17 protein-coding genes are annotated in these 16921 nt (G+C 74.0%); 6 read left to right on the top strand and 11 right to left on the bottom strand.

Translation table 11 applies throughout. The features are described from left to right. Positions 1–131 precede the first annotated feature (131 nt). The 4 genes from tatB to sigE form a co-directional block, all read right to left on the bottom strand. A complete protein-coding gene (gene tatB, locus FFT21_RS08025) occupies positions 132–545 on the bottom strand; it encodes a Sec-independent protein translocase protein TatB (RefSeq protein WP_137813125.1) in 414 nt (137 codons plus the stop codon). 78 nt (positions 546–623) lie between these two features. Then, on the bottom strand, positions 624–2249 hold the full coding sequence (locus FFT21_RS08020) for a trypsin-like peptidase domain-containing protein (RefSeq protein ID WP_137813124.1): 1626 nt from the start codon (positions 2247–2249) through the stop codon (positions 624–626). A gap of 264 nt (positions 2250–2513) precedes the next feature. After that, on the bottom strand, positions 2514–3335 hold the full coding sequence (locus tag FFT21_RS30510) for a zf-HC2 domain-containing protein (protein WP_137813123.1): 822 nt from the start codon (positions 3333–3335) through the stop codon (positions 2514–2516). 139 nt (positions 3336–3474) lie between these two features. Next, complete coding sequence (sigE, locus tag FFT21_RS08010; RefSeq protein WP_137813122.1) at positions 3475–4080, bottom strand: RNA polymerase sigma factor SigE; 606 nt, start codon at positions 4078–4080, stop codon at positions 3475–3477. A gap of 248 nt (positions 4081–4328) precedes the next feature. Here sigE and FFT21_RS08005 point away from each other — a divergent pair, with 248 nt between their 5' ends. After that, positions 4329–4979 (top strand): O-methyltransferase, encoded by a 651-nt coding sequence (locus FFT21_RS08005; RefSeq protein WP_225978199.1) that lies wholly within the window; start codon positions 4329–4331, stop codon positions 4977–4979. 7 nt (positions 4980–4986) lie between these two features. Here the strand turns inward: FFT21_RS08005 and glgC are convergent, their stop codons facing one another. After that, on the bottom strand, positions 4987–6204 hold the full coding sequence (gene glgC, locus FFT21_RS08000) for a glucose-1-phosphate adenylyltransferase (RefSeq protein ID WP_137813120.1): 1218 nt from the start codon (positions 6202–6204) through the stop codon (positions 4987–4989). A gap of 146 nt (positions 6205–6350) precedes the next feature. On the opposite strand from glgC, the gene glgA reads away from it, so the two are divergent. Beyond that, a complete protein-coding gene (glgA, locus tag FFT21_RS07995) occupies positions 6351–7535 on the top strand; it encodes a glycogen synthase (RefSeq protein ID WP_137813119.1) in 1185 nt (394 codons plus the stop codon). Here the strand turns inward: glgA and FFT21_RS07990 are convergent. After that, positions 7484–8758: an MFS transporter gene (locus FFT21_RS07990; protein ID WP_225978198.1), complete on the bottom strand. Its 1275-nt coding sequence runs from the start codon at positions 8756–8758 to the stop codon at positions 7484–7486. The genes glgA and FFT21_RS07990 overlap by 52 nt on opposite strands. A 63-nt stretch (positions 8759–8821) precedes the next feature. On the opposite strand from FFT21_RS07990, the gene FFT21_RS07985 reads away from it, so the two are divergent. Next, positions 8822–9748 carry a LysR family transcriptional regulator gene (locus tag FFT21_RS07985; RefSeq protein ID WP_225978197.1) on the top strand — a complete coding sequence of 309 codons (927 nt, stop codon included), beginning with the start codon at positions 8822–8824 and terminating at the stop codon, positions 9746–9748. On the opposite strand, the gene FFT21_RS07980 is transcribed toward FFT21_RS07985, so the two are convergent. Both FFT21_RS07980 and FFT21_RS07975 read right to left on the bottom strand, forming a co-directional pair. Beyond that, positions 9739–11241, bottom strand: a complete 1503-nt coding sequence (locus tag FFT21_RS07980) for a leucyl aminopeptidase family protein (RefSeq protein WP_137813118.1) — start codon at positions 11239–11241, stop codon at positions 9739–9741. The two genes, FFT21_RS07985 and FFT21_RS07980, sit on opposite strands and share 10 nt — an antisense overlap. 217 nt (positions 11242–11458) lie before the next feature. After that, complete coding sequence (locus FFT21_RS07975; protein ID WP_137813117.1) at positions 11459–11626, bottom strand: DUF3117 domain-containing protein; 168 nt, start codon at positions 11624–11626, stop codon at positions 11459–11461. 284 nt (positions 11627–11910) lie between these two features. Here FFT21_RS07975 and FFT21_RS07970 point away from each other — a divergent pair, with 284 nt between their 5' ends. Together FFT21_RS07970 and FFT21_RS07965 are read left to right on the top strand one after the other, a co-directional pair. Then, entirely contained in the window at positions 11911–12708 is a 798-nt protein-coding gene (locus tag FFT21_RS07970) for a PaaX family transcriptional regulator (protein WP_137813116.1), read from the top strand. 44 nt (positions 12709–12752) lie between these two features. Beyond that, positions 12753–13547, top strand: a complete 795-nt coding sequence (locus tag FFT21_RS07965) for an enoyl-CoA hydratase-related protein (RefSeq protein WP_225978196.1) — start codon at positions 12753–12755, stop codon at positions 13545–13547. A gap of 3 nt (positions 13548–13550) precedes the next feature. Here FFT21_RS07965 and FFT21_RS07960 read toward each other — a convergent pair whose 3' ends face one another. From FFT21_RS07960 to FFT21_RS07950, 3 genes are all read right to left on the bottom strand, one after another. Next, positions 13551–14153 (bottom strand): DNA-3-methyladenine glycosylase I, encoded by a 603-nt coding sequence (locus FFT21_RS07960; protein ID WP_225978195.1) that lies wholly within the window; start codon positions 14151–14153, stop codon positions 13551–13553. 64 nt (positions 14154–14217) lie between these two features. After that, positions 14218–14601 carry a DivIVA domain-containing protein gene (locus FFT21_RS07955; protein WP_137813114.1) on the bottom strand — a complete coding sequence of 128 codons (384 nt, stop codon included), beginning with the start codon at positions 14599–14601 and terminating at the stop codon, positions 14218–14220. Positions 14602–14683: 82 nt separating this feature from the next. Then, on the bottom strand, positions 14684–15022 hold the full coding sequence (locus FFT21_RS07950; protein WP_137813113.1) for a PadR family transcriptional regulator: 339 nt from the start codon (positions 15020–15022) through the stop codon (positions 14684–14686). Between the two features lie 304 nt (positions 15023–15326). On the opposite strand from FFT21_RS07950, the gene FFT21_RS07945 reads away from it, so the two are divergent. Beyond that, the gene (locus FFT21_RS07945) at positions 15327–16919 is read left to right on the top strand and encodes a CocE/NonD family hydrolase (protein WP_225978194.1); all 1593 of its coding nucleotides are present in this window, start codon (positions 15327–15329) and stop codon (positions 16917–16919) included. The last annotated feature ends 2 nt before the right edge of the window (positions 16920–16921 follow it).

The raw sequence follows: 16921 nt of genomic DNA, 5'->3' as shown, positions 1-16921 counted from the left end.
CGAAGTTCGGCGCGCTCAACGGCGTTTTGTGGCGCGTCGAACCCGGCATTCAGCGGGCTCAACGGGGTTGGCGTACGCGCCGAAATCCCCGTTCAGCGGGCTGAATGCGGGGTGGCGGGTCAGGGTCAGGGTCAGGTGGCGTCGGGGTCGAACGGCGGCCGCTCCCCCGGCAGCAGCGGGCGCTGCGGGGCCGGCATGGGCGTCGACACCGGCGGCGCCGGCGGCGCGCCGTAGCCGTTGGTGCCGTTCCTGGTCAGCGTGATCTCGCGGGGCAGATCGTTGATGTCCCCGAGCAGCTGCGAGGTGACCATCCGCCTCGGGTGGAACTCGCGCAGGCTGCGCAGGTCCTCCAGGGGCCGGCGCAGCTCGTCGAACTCCGGGCCGAGTTCGGAGCGGAGCTGCTGCTGGGCGCCGCTGGCGTACTGGCGGATCTGGCGGACCGTGCGGCCCAACCACGCGGCCGCTCCCGGCAACCGCTCCGGGCCGAGGATGAAGAGGCCGGCCACCGCGAGAACGAGAAGGTTTCCCCAACTGATGTCGAACACCGCGGCACCTCCATGCTGGCCAGCACCAACCAGGTTAGCGGGCCGACCGGCCTCCCGGTGAGGCCGTCCGGCGCGGAATCAGTCGGAGTGCAGGCTCACCTGCAGGGTGAGCTGGCGTCCCTGCCGGACCACCTGCACCGGCACCGTCTCGCCGATGTTGTGCTCCCGCACCACCACGACCAGTTCTTCGGCGTTGCGGATCGGACGGTCACCAACCTTGGTGATCACGTCGCCCTCCACGACGCCGGCCTGCGCCGCGGCGCCGCCCGCCTGGACGTTCTGCACCTGGGCGCCGTCGGAGGTGTTCGCCGACACCGACTTGGCGTTGACGCCCAGGTCGGCGTGCTTCACCTGGCCGTCCCGGATCAGGCCCTGGGCGATCCTGGCGGCCTGGTCCACCGGGATGGCGAAGCCCAGGCCGATGCTGCCGCCGCCGCTCTCCCCGCTGTTGAAGGTCTTGATCAACGAGTTGATGCCGACCAGCGCACCCGTGGTGTCCACCAGCGCGCCACCGGAGTTACCCGGGTTGATCGCCGCGTCGGTCTGGATGGCGTCGTAGGCGACCGGTGGGTCGCCGCCCTCGCCGGGCACCATCAGCGGCCGGTTGACCGCGCTGACGATGCCCTCGGTGACCGTGCTGGCCAGCCCGAGCGGCGAGCCGATGGCGATCACCGTGTCGCCCACCGCGAGATCCGCGGACCGGCCCAGCTTGACGACCACCGGGTTGCTTACCGCCACCTTGATCACCGCGAGGTCGGTCTTGGGGTCGCGGCCGACGATCGCGGCCGGGGCCCGGGTGCCGTCGGTGAACACCGCCTGGATGGACGCGTTCGGGTCCCGGGCGGCGGCGGACAGCACGTGGTTGTTGGTGAGCACGTAGCCCTTGCCGTCGATGACCACGCCTGAGCCGATGTCCCCGCCCTGGCCGGCGCGCACCTCGATGGACACCACCGCGGGCGACACCTGCCTGGCGATCGCGGCCACCGAACCGGGCGGCCGGTCCTTGGCCGAGGACACCTGGTTGATGGTCACCGACGAGTCGGTCAGCCCGCCGCCCGCCTTCGTCATCCCCCAGCCGATCAGCCCGCCGACCGCGCCGACCAGCAACGCCGCCGCGAACAGCGCCAGCAGCGCGGTCGGCTTCACCCGCCGGCCGAACAGCAGTTCGGGCACGCTCAGCAGCGGACCGGGCGACTCCGGTGGGCTGGCCCGCTCGCCGCGTTCCGCGTCCAGCGCGGGCGGGCCGAGCACCGCGCCCGCGCCCGGGTCACGCCACGGGTCCCGGCCGTCGTCGGCGGTCCAGAACGCCGGCTCGGTTCCCTCCGCCTCGGCGTGGCCGCCCGGCGGCCGCTGCAGCACCACGCCGTCCTGGCCGGGCGGCCGGCCGAACGCCTGGACGAGCGCGTCCGCCGGGGGCGGTGCGACCGGCCCGTGACGCCGCTCGGCGTCCTGCTCCGCCGTGCGGGGCGCGAAGGCCCCGGACACGCCGTCCGGGCGGCCGAACACCGCGGCCTGGCCCGGGTCGACCGGCGGCCGGTGCAGCGGGCGGGGCCCCAGCCGAGGACGACCGTTCTCGCCGCCGGAGGCCGGCGCGCCCGCCGCCGCCGCGTCGCGCCACTGCCGGCTGGTCGCGTCGCCGCCCGTCTCGGCGCCGTTCGCGTCCGGTCCCGGCTGGTCAGGGCTCCGGTTCGGCTGCTGACTCATCGCTCCCCGGTGGTCGGTGGCGTCATGGTTGCGGTCTCACCGCACGGGGCCGGTGCGAGGCGCATGGCCCCGGGACTGACCAGCCTGCCGGTTCACTAGTGAAGTTGGCGTAGCGCTCGCCTCGCCTGAAGTTCCGCGAGTTCGCGCGACCGCGATCGCGTCGCCATGGCGTACCAGACGCGCCCGGCTCATCTCCTGCGGCACGGCACCGCCCCACGACCCCGCGCACGCATGACGGAGCCCCCGACCGCCGCCGGCGGGCGGCTAGTTTCCGGTCCCGGGCGTGTCCGGGGAGAACGCGGAGGGAGTCGCGCCAGGGGTGTCGGTGAGCAGCGGGCGCAGCGCCGCCGGCGGGCCCACCAGATGCCGGTCCGCGGGATCGGCGTGACGCTGCGCCGCGAACGGCCGGCCGGGACGGGTGGCGACCGGCAGACCGGCCACCCGGGGTGCCGGCACACCGATTGGATGGCTCTCCGGGGCGACGGCCATGCCGCCCGCGCCGAAGGCGGACGCGGTCCCCAGGGCGGCGGGTGTGCTCGCCACGGTGGGCTCCTCCGGCTCACCGGCCGGCGCCGCGTTCGACGCGGGCGCGCTGGCCGGGGTAACCAGCGCCAGCGCGCCGAGGACGAGGCCGGACACCACGACACCGGCGCCCTGCACGGCGCGCCGGCCAGCGCTGCCGCCGCGCCGGTAACCGAGCACCGTGGACGCGTTGCCCAAGGGCTGCGAGGAGCCGATCACGCGCTGGTTCGGGCGGCCGGCCACGCGATCCGGCCGCTGCACGATGACCAGTTGACCGTCGTCGCTGACCGCGAGTTCGTCCGGGCCGCCGGGCAGGTCGACCCGCTCGGGAATCGATCGCAGGTTGGCGAGCAGGCCGGCGGGCAGGGTGGGCACGGCGGCGCTGCGCACCGCGGACCTCGCCTGCCGCTGCGCCGCGGCCTCCGCCGCGCAGGCCGGGCACCGCATCAGGTGCGTCGCGGCCCGCTCCCGGGCGATCGGGGACAACTCGCCGTCCACGAACGCCACGACCGCGTCGGGCAGCAGGTGCTGCTCGCCGAGGCTGAAACCGCGCCCTTCGGTCATGCGGTTTCCTCCGCGAGTTCCCGCGCGGCCTGACGGCCCCAGCACGCGCCACGGTCACCCTGGTGGCCGCGACTCCGAACGGCCACCGAGTCCTCCGCGAGTCCACGCGCGGCCGCGGTCGTGCCGCGACATGACACCGTCATGGGGACTCCTCCCGCGCACGTTGCCGCTGCCGACGCTCCAGGGCCGCCCGCAGGGCCTGCCGGCCCCGGTGAATCCTGCTCCGCACGGTGCCCAGCTTGACCCCCAGGGTGGCGCCGATCTCCTCGTAGGACAGCCCCTCCACGTCGCAGAGGACGACGGCCGCGCGGAACTCCGGAGGGAGCTCGTCCAGCGCGGCCTGCAGGTCGGGGTCGAGGTGGGTGGCCGAGTAGACCTGCTCCGGGCTGGGATTGTCGCCGGCCAGCCGGTCGGTGTCCTCCGGGAGGCCCTCCATCCGCAGCCGGGAGCGGCGCCGGGCCATGTCCAGGAACAGGTTCGTGGTGATCCGATGCAACCAGCCCTCGAAGGTGCCGGGCTTGTAGGACGCCAGCGATCGGAACACCCGGATGAACGTCTCCTGGGTGAGGTCCTCGGCGTCGTGCTGGTTACCGGTGAGTCGGAACGCCAGCCGGTAGACGCGGTCGGCATGCTCGCGCACGACCTCGTCCCACGAGGGTGGCGACCACGCCGCCTCGTCGATCGGGGCGACCGTCGTGCTCGCGGCAGCCGCGATGGACTCCGGCGAGGTCGACTGGGTGCGCATCCGAGTAACCCACCTCCTGGGCTGGTGTCTTCCCCTCAACGCGGAGCGCGGCCGGCTTGTTCCCGGTTTCCCACCCGGGTAGCGAAGGCCACGCCCACGCCCCCTACTCTGCTGCGCCCGGATATGTCCAGGGTGAGAGCCGGCTAAGAGCACCCTGAGAAACGCATGCGCGGCCGGTCACCGGCACGGGGTCACCGTTTCGACGCGTTCACCCCGATTCCGCCGGCGCGCGGTTAGCCTGCATGTTCGTGACGCCTGAAACGCCGATCGCGGCAGGGCCGGCGATTCGCGACTACGTCGAGGGCTTCCTCGCCGAGGACGACGTGCTGCGCGCGGCCCGGGCGAGGGGCCGGGAGCTGGGCTGCACGCCGATCGGCCCCGCCGGTGGCGCGGCGCTGCGCTTCCTGGCCGCCGCCTTGCAGGCCAGGGCCGTGGTGGAGGTCGGAACCGGGGCCGGGGTGAGCGGGCTGTGGCTGCTCCGCGGCATGGCCGCCGACGGCGTGCTCACCTCGATCGACGTGCAGCCCGAGCACCAGCGGGCGGCCCGGCAGGCATTCACCGCGGCCGGGTTCGGCGCCGGGCGCACCCGGCTGATCATGGGCCGCGCGCTGGACGTGCTGCCCCGGCTCACCGACGGCGGCTACGACCTGGTGTTCGTGGACGCGCTGAAGACCGAGTACCCGCGCTACGCCGAGCACGGCGTGCGGTTGCTGCGGCCAGGCGGCGTGATCGCGTTCGACAACGCGCTGTGGAGCGGCCGGGTGGTTGACCAGAGCGTGCGTGACCCGGACACGGCGGCCCTGCGCGAGGTGACCCATCTGGTCCGGGAGGACGACCGGCTGGCCCCGGCGCTGCTGCCGGTGGGCGACGGCCTGCTGGTCGCCGCCAGGGTGGCCTAGCGGCTGGTCATGCGGCGCGGGCGTTCTTGCCGAGGATGACCACGCCGCCGGCGCTCACCGTGTACCGGCCGCGGTCGACCTCCGGGTCGATGCCGATCTTGCCGCCGTCCGCGACCACCACGTTCTTGTCCAGGATCGCGTGCCGCACCACCGCGCCCTTGCCGATCCGCACGCCCGGCATGAGCACGCTGCCCTCCACCCGCGCGCCGCTGTCCACCACCACGTCCGCGCTCACCACCGACTGGTGCACGGTGGCACCGGAGATGATCGAGCCGAGGCCGACGATCGAGTCCTCCGCGGTGCCGCCGTTGACGAACTTGGCCGGCGGCAGCGGTGGCGTGGCGGTGCGGATCGGCCACGCCTGGTTGTAGAGGTTGAACACGGGGTGCACGGACACCAGGTCCATATGCGCCTCGTAGTAGGCGTCCAGGGTCCCGACGTCGCGCCAGTAGCCGCGGTCCCGCTCGGTGGCGCCGGGCACGTCGTTGTCGTCGAAGTCGTAGACCGCCGCCTCGCCCCGCTCGACCAGCATGGGGATGATGTCGCCGCCCATGTCGTGGTCGGAGTCCGGGTTGGCCGCGTCCGCCCGCAGCGCGTCCAGCAGCACGTCGGTGCTGAACACGTAGTTGCCCATGGAGGCGAAGGTGACCTCCGGGTCGTCCGGCACATGCGGCGGCTCGGCGGGCTTCTCCAGGAAGCCGGTGATCCGGCCGGAGGTGTCGGAGTCGATGCAGCCGAACGCCTTGGCCTCGGCGCGGGGCACCCGGATACCGGCGACGGTCACCCCGGCGCCGCTCTCGATGTGCCTGGCCACCATCTGCGCCGGGTCCATCCGGTACACGTGGTCGGCGCCGAACACGACGATGTAGTCCGGGTTCTCGTCGTGCACCAGGTTCAGCGACTGGTAGATGGCGTCCGCGCTGCCGGTGTACCAGCGAGGTCCGAGCCGCTGCTGGGCCGGCACCGGGGTGATGTACTGCCCGAGCACGCTGGACAGCCGCCACGTGGTGGAGATGTGCCGGTCCAGCGAGTGGGACTTGTACTGGGTGAGCACGCACAGCCGCACGAAGCCGGCGTTGACCAGGTTGGACAGCACGAAGTCGATCAACCGGTAGTTGCCGCCGAACGGCACGGCCGGCTTGGCGCGGTCTGCGGTCAGGGGCCACAGTCGCTTGCCTTCGCCACCGGCGAGCACGATCCCCAGGACATGTGGCAGGCCCTTCACGATGTTCGACCCTATCCGGCGAATTCGGCTCGGGCCACCGGCGCACGCCCGCCAACCGCGGGGTGCCACCGTGTTTACCTGCCGGCCGGCGCCGCGCCGATCCGGCGGGATGTGTCACGGCGGGCGCACGGCTACCGTTCGGCGTTGTGCGTATCGGACTGCTCACCCGCGAGTACCCGCCCGAGGTCTACGGCGGAGCCGGCGTGCACGTCGGTTTCCTCGTCCCGCACCTGCGCGAGTTCGTCGATGTGGACGTGCACTGCTTCGGCGGCCCCCGCACCGACGCGCACTCGCACGCCCCGGCGGCCGGGTTGGAGCGGGCCAACGCCGCGCTGAGCACGCTGTCCGTGGACCTGTCCATGGTGGCCGGCGTGGCCGGCGTCGACCTGGTCCACTCGCACACCTGGTACGCGAACTTGGCCGGGCACCTGGCCAAGCTGCTGTACGGAGTGCCGCACGTGGTCACCGCGCACTCCCTGGAGCCGCGCCGGCCGTGGAAGGCCGAGCAACTCGGCGGCGGGTACCGGGTGTCATCCTGGGTGGAGCGCACCGCGTACGAGGCGGCCGACGCGGTCATCGCGGTCAGCGAGGGCATGCGGGCCGACGTGCTGAACTGCTACCCCGCCCTAGATCCGGCCCGGGTACACGTGGTGCGCAACGGCATCGACACCGCCGCCTACCACCCGGTCACCGAGACGGACGCGCTGGAACGGCTCGGTATCGACCCGGCCAGGCCCACGGTGGCCTTCGTCGGCCGGATCACCCGGCAGAAGGGCGTCGGTCACCTGATCGCCGCCGCGCACGGCATCGACCCGCGCGCCCAGGTGGTGCTGTGCGCGGGCGCCCCGGACACCCCGGAGATCGCCGAGGAGACCCGGGTGGCGGTGTCCGAACTGGCCGCCGCCCGCCCCGGAGTGTTCTGGATCCAGCGCATGCTGCAGCCGGCGGAACTGCGCCAGGTGCTCAGCCACGCCACGGTGTTCGTCTGCCCCTCGGTGTACGAGCCGCTGGGCATCGTCAACCTGGAGGCGATGGCCTGCGGCACCGCCGTGGTGGCCTCGGACGTGGGCGGGATTCCCGAGGTGGTCGAGGACGGCAGGACCGGGCTGCTGGTGCACCTCGACGAGCACGACACGGACGCCTACCGCGACGGCCTCGCGGACGCGGTGAACGAGTTGCTGGCCGACCCGGACCGGGCCGCCGTGATGGGTGAGGCCGGCCGGGAGCGGGCCGAGCGGGAGTTCTCCTGGTCCTCGGTGGCCGGGCGGACCGTCGCGGTCTACCGCTCGCTGCTGGGCAAGGACTCGCTGCGCGGCGAGGACCAGGGCTGAACCGCCGCGCGGGCCGGACCGCGGGCGGCCAGCACGGCGAGTGCGGCCAGCGCGAACCAGGCGCACACGAGGCCGACCAGGCCGAACCAGCCCCACGCCTGGTAAGCCTGGGTGCCCAGCCCGCCGCCGACGCTGCTACCCAGGTAGTACGCGGCCAGGTAGGTGCCGGACGCCTGGCCGCGGGCGGATTCCGGGGCCCGCGCGCCCACCCAGCCGCCGGCCACCGAGTGCGCGGCGAAGAAACCGGCGGTGACCAGCGCGAACCCGAGCATGAGCGGGGGCAGCCGGTCCGGCGCGGTCAGCACCGCGCCCAGCGCGGCGACGGCCAGCGCGGCCAGCAGCACCACCGGCCGGCCGCACCGGTCGGCCAGCCGCCCGGCGAGTGCGGAGCTGACCCCGCCGATCGCGTAGGCGAGGAAGACCAGTGAGGCCACCGCGGGCGGCAGGTCCAGCGGCGGCGCGGTGAGCCGGAACCCGGCCGCGTTGTAGAGCGCGACGAACGAACTCATCGCCAGCGCGCCGATCGCGTACTGGGCCAGCAGCACCCGGTCGGACAGCGCGGCGAGCAGGCCGGCCCCGGTGCGCCGCAGATGCTCCCCCAGGGTGCCGCCGGCCCGGGCCGCGGCGTCCGGCGGCAGCGCGCGGACCACGACGACCGCGCACACCGCGCCGAACACCCCGACCAGACCCACCGCAACGCGCCAGCCGAGCGGACCCGCGGCGATGCCCGCGACCAGCCGGCCGGCCATGCCGCCCGCGCTGTTGCCGGCCACCATGGCACCGATGGCCGCGCCCACCCCCGCCCCAGCGCGGGCGGCCGCCACCTGCTCGGCGAGGTAGGCCATGGCCACCGCGGGCAGCCCGGCGATGGCCACGCCCTGCACCACCCGCAGCAGGACCAGCACGCCGAAGCCGGGCGCGAAGGGCAACGCCAGGCCGAGCAGGGCGGCCAGTACCACCGACGTGACCATCACCGGCCGCCGGCCGACCACCTCGGAGAGCATGGCCACCGGAACAACCGCGAGCGCCAGCGCGCCGGTCGCCGCCCCCACGGCGATGGACGCGCCGCCGGGCCCGAGCCGGAACTCGGCGGCGAGCTGGGGCAGCACCGGCTGGGTGGCGTAGAGCAGAGCGAACACCGCGAACCCCGCGGCGGCGACCCCGACCACCATGCGCCGGGCATGCGGCAGCGCCGATGGTTGCGTAGCCGAAGTAATCGCCACGTGGTCGACGCTAGAAAACCCGAACCCATACGTCCAATACGGTTTTCTGGCAGTATTCATACTGTGACGCATGAGATGGCGGAAACCCTGGCCAGGGCCATCGCGCCGCGGCTGGCCGCGCTCCGCGCGCTGGCCCGGGAGCAGCACGTCACCCGGGCGGCGGACGCGCTGGGCGTGCCGCAGCCGACGGTCAGCCGGTGGCTGGCCGAGCTGGGCCGGGAACTGGGTGCGCCGGTGGTGGTCCGGGTGGGCCGCGGTGTGCGGCTGACCCGGGCCGGCGAACTGCTCGCGGACGCCGCCGAGGAAGCCATGGCGGCGGTGGAGGCGGGCTGCCGGCGCGCGGCCGAGGAGGCGGACCCGGAGCGCGGCCGGGTGGTGTTCGCGTTCCTGCACACCATGGGCGGAGTGCACGTGCCGGAGCTGCTGCGCGCCTTCCGCAAGCGCCACCCCGGAGTGCGGTTCACCCTGATGCAGGCCGCGCACGAGGAGATGCTCGGCCGGGTCCGGGCCGGCGCGGCCGACCTCGCGCTCACCTCACCGTTGCCGGCCGAGCCGGACCTGCGCGCCGCGCCGCTCTACCGGCAGCCGCTGGTGCTGGCCGTGCCGCGGCACCACGAGCTGGCCGGCCGGGACGGGGTCGCCGTCGCCGAGCTGGCCGGGGAACCGCTGGTCGGCATGAAGCCCGGCTACGGCCTCCGGCAGATCACCGACGAGCTGTGCGCCGCGGCGGGTTTCCGGCCCGCCCTCGGATTCGAGGGAGACGAGGTGGACACGGTGCGCGGCCTGGTCGCCGCCGGTCTCGGCGTCGCCCTGCTGCCCGCCGCCGAGCCGGCGCCGCCGGACGCGGTGGCGGAGGTGCCGCTGCGGCCCGCCGCGACCCGCACCGTCGGCCTGGTGTGGGCCGGCGGCCGCCCGTTGCCCCCGGCCGCCCGGCTGTTCCGCGACTTCGCGATCTCCCTCCGGCCGGCCGGCGGAGCGGCTCATGCGTAGGAGGCGGCGAGCTCCACCAGGGTGCGCGCGGCGAACCCGGTGCCAACCGGCACCACCTCGTCGTACGGGCGGTCGGCGCGGGCCGGTCCGGCGATGTCCAGGTGCGCCCAGGGCAGCCCGGCGGTGAACTCGCGCAGGAACAGCGCCGCGGTGATGCCGCCCGGTCCCGGCGGGGCCTGCCGCACGTCGGCGAGGTCGCCGCGGACGTCGTCGGCGTGCGCGTCGGCGAGCGGCATACGCCACCACGCCTCGCCCACCCGCTCGCCGGCCGCCGCGATCCGGGCGGCCAGGTCGTCGTCGGTGGCGAACAGCCCGCCGGTGCGCAGGCCGAGGGCCACCTTCATGGCTCCGGTCAGCGTGGCCACGTCGACCATCAGATCCGGGGCGTGCGCGTCGACCGCGTAGGCCAGTGCGTCGGCCAGCACCATCCGTCCCTCGGCGTCGGTGTTGGTCACCTCGGTGGTGGTGCCGCCGTAGTGCCGCACCACGTCGCCCGGCCGGTAGGCCGCGCCGGACAGGTGATTCTCCGCGCACGGCACCAGCCCGGTGACCCGAACCGGCAGCTTCAGCTCGGCGATCGCGCGCAGCGCGGCGATCACCGCGGCGCCGCCGGCCATGTCGGTGCGCATCAGGTGCATGCCGTCCGCCGGCTTCACCGAAATGCCGCCGGTGTCGAAGGTGATCCCCTTGCCGACCAGCACCAGGTGCGGCGCGCCGGCCCGCACCGACGGCGGCCGCCAGGTCAGCTCGACCAGCCGGGGCGGGCGGGCGGAACCGCCGCCGACCGCGAGCACGCCACCGAAGCCGTGCCCGGCCAGCCACCGCTCGTCCCGCACCTCGGCGGTGAGTCCGCGCACCCGGCCGGCGAGGTCGGCCGCGGTGTCCGCCAACCAGGCCGGGTCCTTGACGTTGGACGGCGTGTTGGCCAGGTCCCTGGCCAGCGAGGTGGCGGCGGCCAGCACGCGCGCCCTGGCCACCGCGTCGGCCAGCGCGGCGGCGTCGCTGCCCTCCGGGGCGACCAGGTGCACCCGGCGCAGCAGAGGCGGGTCGTCCGCACCGGACACCCGGTAGCGGTAACCGCCCAGTCCCAGGCCGAGGACCAGGCCGGCGACCCGGTCCGAATCGGCCTCCTCGGTGAGCGCGAGTTGCAGCGCGGTGGCGACCGGCCGGCCCGCCTCGTCGTCGGCGGCCGCCGCGGCCCGCACCGCCCGCACCAGCGCGGCTCCGGCCGCACGCCACTCGCCGGGACCGCCGTCACCCAGGCCGGCGACCCAGCGCACCCCGTCCCCGGGGATCGCGTGCACCTCGCCGCGCCGGCCGCGCACCTCGCCGTTCAACCACTCGGTAGGCAGCCGGTTTGCGCCCGGGCCGAACGTGACGGCACCGTCCGTGCCCGGGCTGGCGAGCACGGCCAGCGGGACGCCGGGCCGGATACGCCCGGCCACTTCGATCGCGGGTATCGGGCTCGGCACCGGCGGCACCGGGGTTTCCAACGGGGACCTCCTGGGCGAATCGACGTCAGTGCCTGTTCAGTGCCTGTTCTGCGAACGCGCCGCGATCACGCTCCGGTACTCGCCATCGCAGACCAGTCCAGTTCCGTCGCAGGCTGTCAACCCACGTGACGAGGCCCCGGCTCCGCGTGCGCGAAACCGGGGCCCGTGGGTCCAGGGTGACCGGTCGGGCCGACCCTCCCTGCGATGTGCGGCGGCCTTAGCTCGCGGCAGCCTTCAGGGCATCGCCCAGCTCGCTGGCCTCCTCCGCCGACATCTCGACGACGAGGCGCCCACCACCCTCGAGCGGGACGCGCATCACGATGCCCCGTCCCTCCTTGGTGACCTCGAGGGGACCGTCGCCGGTCCGGGGCTTCATGGCCGCCATAGCGTGCTCCCTCCGTCACTGTTCCCCACCCGGCATGCCTCCCAGCCTGCCGGTGTGCGGTTCCATTCTCCCCCATCCGGACTCGGCAGTGAAACCGAGCCGATCTTTTCGTGTCTTGCCGGCGAGGGCTCCGATTCAATTCCCACGCACTCCGCGAACCGAAGACTTAGCGGAACATGGTCACTTTCCCATCACCTCTCGGCGGCATGCCGCCTACGACACGTCCCGGATGGGTGGGACGGGTGGCTGGTAGGGACCGCGCCGGGGTGCCAGACTCGGCCGTCGTGCGAGCCCGTTCCGCCCTGTTCGACGTCTACGGCGGCCACCTGCGCCAGCGAGGCGGCGCCGCGACGATCGCCGCCCTGCTCCGGCTGCTCGAGCCGCTGGGGTTCGCCGCGCCCGCGGTGCGCACCGCGGTGTCCCGGACGGTCCGCCAGGGCTGGCTGACCCCCGTGCGGTTGGCCGAAGGGCCCGGCTACGCGCTCACCCCGCGGGCCGAGCGACGGCTGGACGAGGCCGCCGCGCGGATCTACCGCACCCGTCCCTCCACCTGGGACGGTCGCTGGCACCTGGTGCTGCTGGTGTCCACACCCGGCCGGGCCGAGCGGGAGCGGCTGACCGGGTCGCTGCGGCTACTCGGCTACGGGTCGCTGAACCCGACCACCTGGGTGGCGCTCCGGCCGGCGGCCGAACTGGCCGACGTGCTCGCCGCCGAGGGGGTGACCGCACGCACCTTCCACGCCGAGCACGACGGCGACGACGCCGAACTGGCCGCGACCGCCTGGGATCTGCACGCGCTGGGCCGGGACTACGCGGACTTCGTCGCCGAGTGGCGGCCGGTGATGTCCGCGGTGGACGGCGACTGCCCGGCGGAGGCGTTCGCCGCGTCGCAGCGGCTGCTGCACGCCTGGCGGAAGTTCCTCTTCCGCGACCCGGGCCTACCCACCCAACTCCTGCCGCCGGACTGGCCGGGATTGGCCGCGGCGGAGTTCTTCGACCACCACACCGCTCGGCTGGCCGACCCGGCCAACGAGTTCGTGGACGACTGCCTGGCCGGGGCCAGCGCGGCGTCCACCGCATGACCCGGTACCGCGCGCGCGGTACCGCGATCCCACGGAGGTGCTCGTTGTCCACTGAGGACGCCCTGATCGTCGAGGACGCCGACGGCGTGCGGACGTTCACCCTCAACCGCCCCGACTCGTTCAACTCGCTGACCCTCCAACTCAAGGAGGACCTACTCGGCGCGCTGCGCGACGCGGCGGAGGAACCGAAGGTACGGGCCGTCGTGCTCACCGGGGCGGGCCGCGCTTTCTGTGCCGGCCAGGACCTCAAGGAGCACGTCGGCCTGCTGCAGGCGAACGACCCCGCGCCGCTTTCCACCGTGGAGAAGCACTACAACCCGCTGATCCGGACGGTCACCGGGATGCCCAAGCCGGTGATCGCGGCGGTCAACGGCACCGCGGCCGGCGCCGGAGCCTCCCTGGCCTACGCCTGCGACCTGCGGATCGCGGCGCGGTCGGCGAAGTTCCTGATGGCGTTCGCCAACGTCGGGTTGACCGCGGACTCGGGTGCGTCGTGGACGCTGCCCCGGCTGATCGGCTACGGGCGGGCCATGCAGATGCTGCTGCTCGCCCAGCCGGTGGAGGCGGAGGAGGCGCTGCGCATCGGCATGGTCAACCAGGTCGTGCCGGACGGCGAGGCGCTGGCCACCGCTCAGGCGCTGGCGGCCCGGATGGCCGCGGGCCCGACCACCGCGTACGCCAAGATCAAGGAGGCGATGCTGGCCGCGGCGTCCGCCGAGTTGGACGGCGCGCTCGCGGTGGAGGCCAGGACCCAGGCCGAGGCGGGGCAGACCGCCGACCACCGGGAGGCCGTCGAGGCGTTCGTGGCCAAGCGGCCGCCGTCGTTCACCGGCCGCTGACGGTCACCGGCCACCGGCCCGCCAGCAGCCCACCAGGTGATCGTCCACCATGCCGGTGGCCTGCATAAGCGCGTAGCAGGTGGTGGGGCCGACGTAGACGAAGCCGCGGCGCTTGAGTTCCTTGGCCATCGCGGTGGACTGGGGTGTGACGGCCGGCACGGCACCCAGCGTGCGCGGCCGCGGCCGGCCCTCCGGGTCCGGCGCGAACGACCAGAGCAGTTCGTCCAGTGGTCGGTCCAGGTCCGTCACGGCGCGGGCATTGCGCACCGACGCCTCGATCTTCGCCCGGTTGCGGATGATCGAGGCGTCGGTGAGCAGCCGCTCGACATCCCGCTCGTCGAACCGGGCCATCGCGGCCGGGTCGAAACCGGCGAACGCCCTGCGGAACGCCTCCCGCTTGCGCAGGATGGTCAGCCAGGACAGCCCGGACTGGAACGCCTCCAGGCACAGCCGCTCGAACAGCGCGGCCTCGCCGCGCAGCGGCACGCCCCACTCGTCGTCGTGGTAGGCGGCGTAGTCCGGGGTCGAGCCGCCCCACGCGCACCGCGTACGACCGTCCTCCCCGACGACCAGGCCGGCCGCCGCCTCGGCGACACCGTCGGTCACGACGCCCTCCCTTGTCGCTGCTCGACACGCGGATTGGCAAGCCTTCCTGCAGGTACGAGCGGCGTCAGGGTGCGCTCTCCCGGTGATGGCGCCGGTAGGGGTCCTCCCCCGCGGAGGCCGGCACGGCGGAGGCGGGCCGTCCCCCGTTGGTGGGCTCGCCAAGTTGCCGTTCCAACTCGGCCACCCTGCTCCGCAGCGCGCCCACCTCACCGGCCAGCCGCTCCAGCGCCCAGTCGACCTCGGACATGCGGTAACCGCGCAGCGCGATCTGGAACTTCAGGCCACGGACATGCTCCGGCCGGATGTCCGAGGCGGGCAGCCGGGTCGGCGAGGCACCCGGCGGCAGCGGGGCCATCTCCTCCCCCCGGCCGAACACCGCGGAGACGAGCAGGAACACCACGCCGGCCACGAGCACCATGACGACGAGGTAGATCAGCACGGTGGTCACACCCGCGATCGTGGCACGACCGGCCGCCGAAGGGCAGCCGGCGGGTCCGGCAAACGCCGAACGATCGGACCTGGTCGGGGGATCACGGCAGGGTCGGGGTCCGGTCGGCGCCGAGCACGCCGTCGATCACCCCGGCGAACTGCCGCCACGCGGTTCGCTCGCTGGCCAGCGCCTGCCGCCCGGCCGGGGTGAGCCGGTACACCCGCCGCCTTCGCCCGGACTCCACGCTCCACTCGCTGGTCAGGTGCCCGATGCTCTCCAGTCGGCGCAGTGCGGGGTAGACCGTGCCGGTGGGCAGGTCGAGCGCCCCGCCGCTGCGGGCCTGGAGCGCCTCGATAATCGCGTAACCGTGCAGGTCCCGGCCGTCGAGAGTGGCCAGGAGTAACGCGTCCAGATGTCCCCGCAAGGCGTCCGATTTCACCCGGGCGAGTGTACTGACTCATACATACGGACGAGTAGAACTGCTACGCGTCCGAACCGCCCGGTTACCGGAACGCAGCCATCGGCGCCGCCACCCCCGGTGCGGCGCCGGTTGGTGGCGGGCCGCCGCCCGGCAGGCCCGGGCGGCGTACCGGGCACGCCCGCCCGCCCACGGCCCGTGGTCCGAGCGGCGCCTTCCCCTGTCACGGACCGGTGAGCCAGGACACAGCGTCTTGCTACTGGCCGGTAACAAACCGTTCACTGTGCGCCACCCCACGGTTGCGGCGGCTCAGCGAGGAGGCGACGTGCGTAGGTTGGCGACGGCATTGCTGGTCATGGCGATCTCGGTGTTCGGTGTCTGCGTGGCGGCCCCGTCGGCGGCCGCGGCGCCCGGGTTCACCGTGCGCGACACGACCATCCCCGGCGACGGCGGGACCCCGTTACGGGCGCGGGTGGTCCAGCCGACCGGCCGGGGCGCCGGTCCGTTCCCGCTCCTGGTGCTTCCGACGCCGTGGGGCACTCCCAACCTCGCCTACGTGGGCGCGGCGGCGCGGCTGGCCTACGAGTCCGGGTACGTGGTCGTCGCCTACACCGACCGGGGATTCTTCGGTTCGGGCGGGCAGATCGAGGTGGCCGGGCCGCAGGACATCGCGGACGCCCGGCAGGTGATCGACTGGGCGCTGCGCAACACCCCGGCCGATGAGCACCGGATCGGCATGGCCGGGATGTCCTACGGCGCCGGGATCAGCCTGCTCACCGCCGCCGCGGACCGGAGGGTGCGCGCGGTCGCCGCGATGAGCGGCTGGGCCGACCTCGGCCGCTCCATCTACCCGAACCAGACGGTCAACCGGCAGGGCGTCGAGGTGCTGCTGGACCTGGCGCACCTGACCGGGCGGCCCGGCGCGGACCTGCGCCGGATGGAGGCGGACTACCACAGCGACAACACCCCGGACGCCGTGTCGCTGACCCCGCAGCGGTCGGTGGCCACCAAGGTCGCCGCGCTGAACGCCAACCGGCCCGCGGTGCTGATGGCCAACGCCTTCGAGGACTCCTTCTTCGCGCCCAGCCAGATGACCGACTTCTTCGGCCGGCTGACCGTGCCGAAGCAGCTCATGCTCTCCCCCGGCGACCACGTCAGCCAGGAACTGTTCGGCGCGGCCGGGCTGCCCAACGAGATCTGGGACGCGGTGGCCAACTGGTTCGACCACTACCTGCGCGGCCTGCCCACCGACCTGGGCGCCCCGGTGAAGATCAGGTCGGCCGACGGCGGCGGCTGGCGGTCGTTCCCGGACTGGGCGTCCGCCTCGACCGGCGCCCTCGGCTACTACCTGGGCGGCCCGGGCACGGCGGCGCGTGTTCCGGACACCGCCGCGCTCACCACCCGGCCGGCCACCGGCTGGCGGCAGCGGATCGACGCCGGCCGGGACACCACCGCGGACAGCGGCACCGCGTTCATCTCCGGCGTGCTGCAGGGCTGGCTGAACCGGCCGGTCGGCGTGTGGACGCCGGGCGTGAACCGGGCCGACGCCGCGGTCTGGGCGGGGCCGGCGCTGGCCACCGGCACCACGGTGCTCGGCGTGCCGCGGCTGCACCTGACCGTCACCCCGTCGGCGCCGACCACCTCGCTGTTCGCCTACCTCTACGACGTCGACGCCGCCGGTCAGGGTGCGCTGATCAGCCACCAGCCGGTGACCCTGCGCGACGTCACCCCGAACCGGCCGAGGATGGTGGACCTCGTCCTGGAGCCGATCTCCTGGGACGTGCCGGCCGGGCATCACCTGGAACTGGTGGTGGACACCGTGGACCCCCGCTACCGGAGCGCCAGCCGTCCGGGCAGCACGGTGACCTTCGGCTCGCCGGAGAACGACCCTGCCTGGCTGCGGGTACCGACCGGCTGAAC

Source organism: Gandjariella thermophila (genome assembly GCF_005405885.1).
GTDB classification, from domain to species: domain Bacteria; phylum Actinomycetota; class Actinomycetes; order Mycobacteriales; family Pseudonocardiaceae; genus Gandjariella; species Gandjariella thermophila.
The sequence above is the reverse complement of the archived record's forward strand: the minus strand, read 5'-3'. Positions and strand labels throughout refer to the sequence as shown.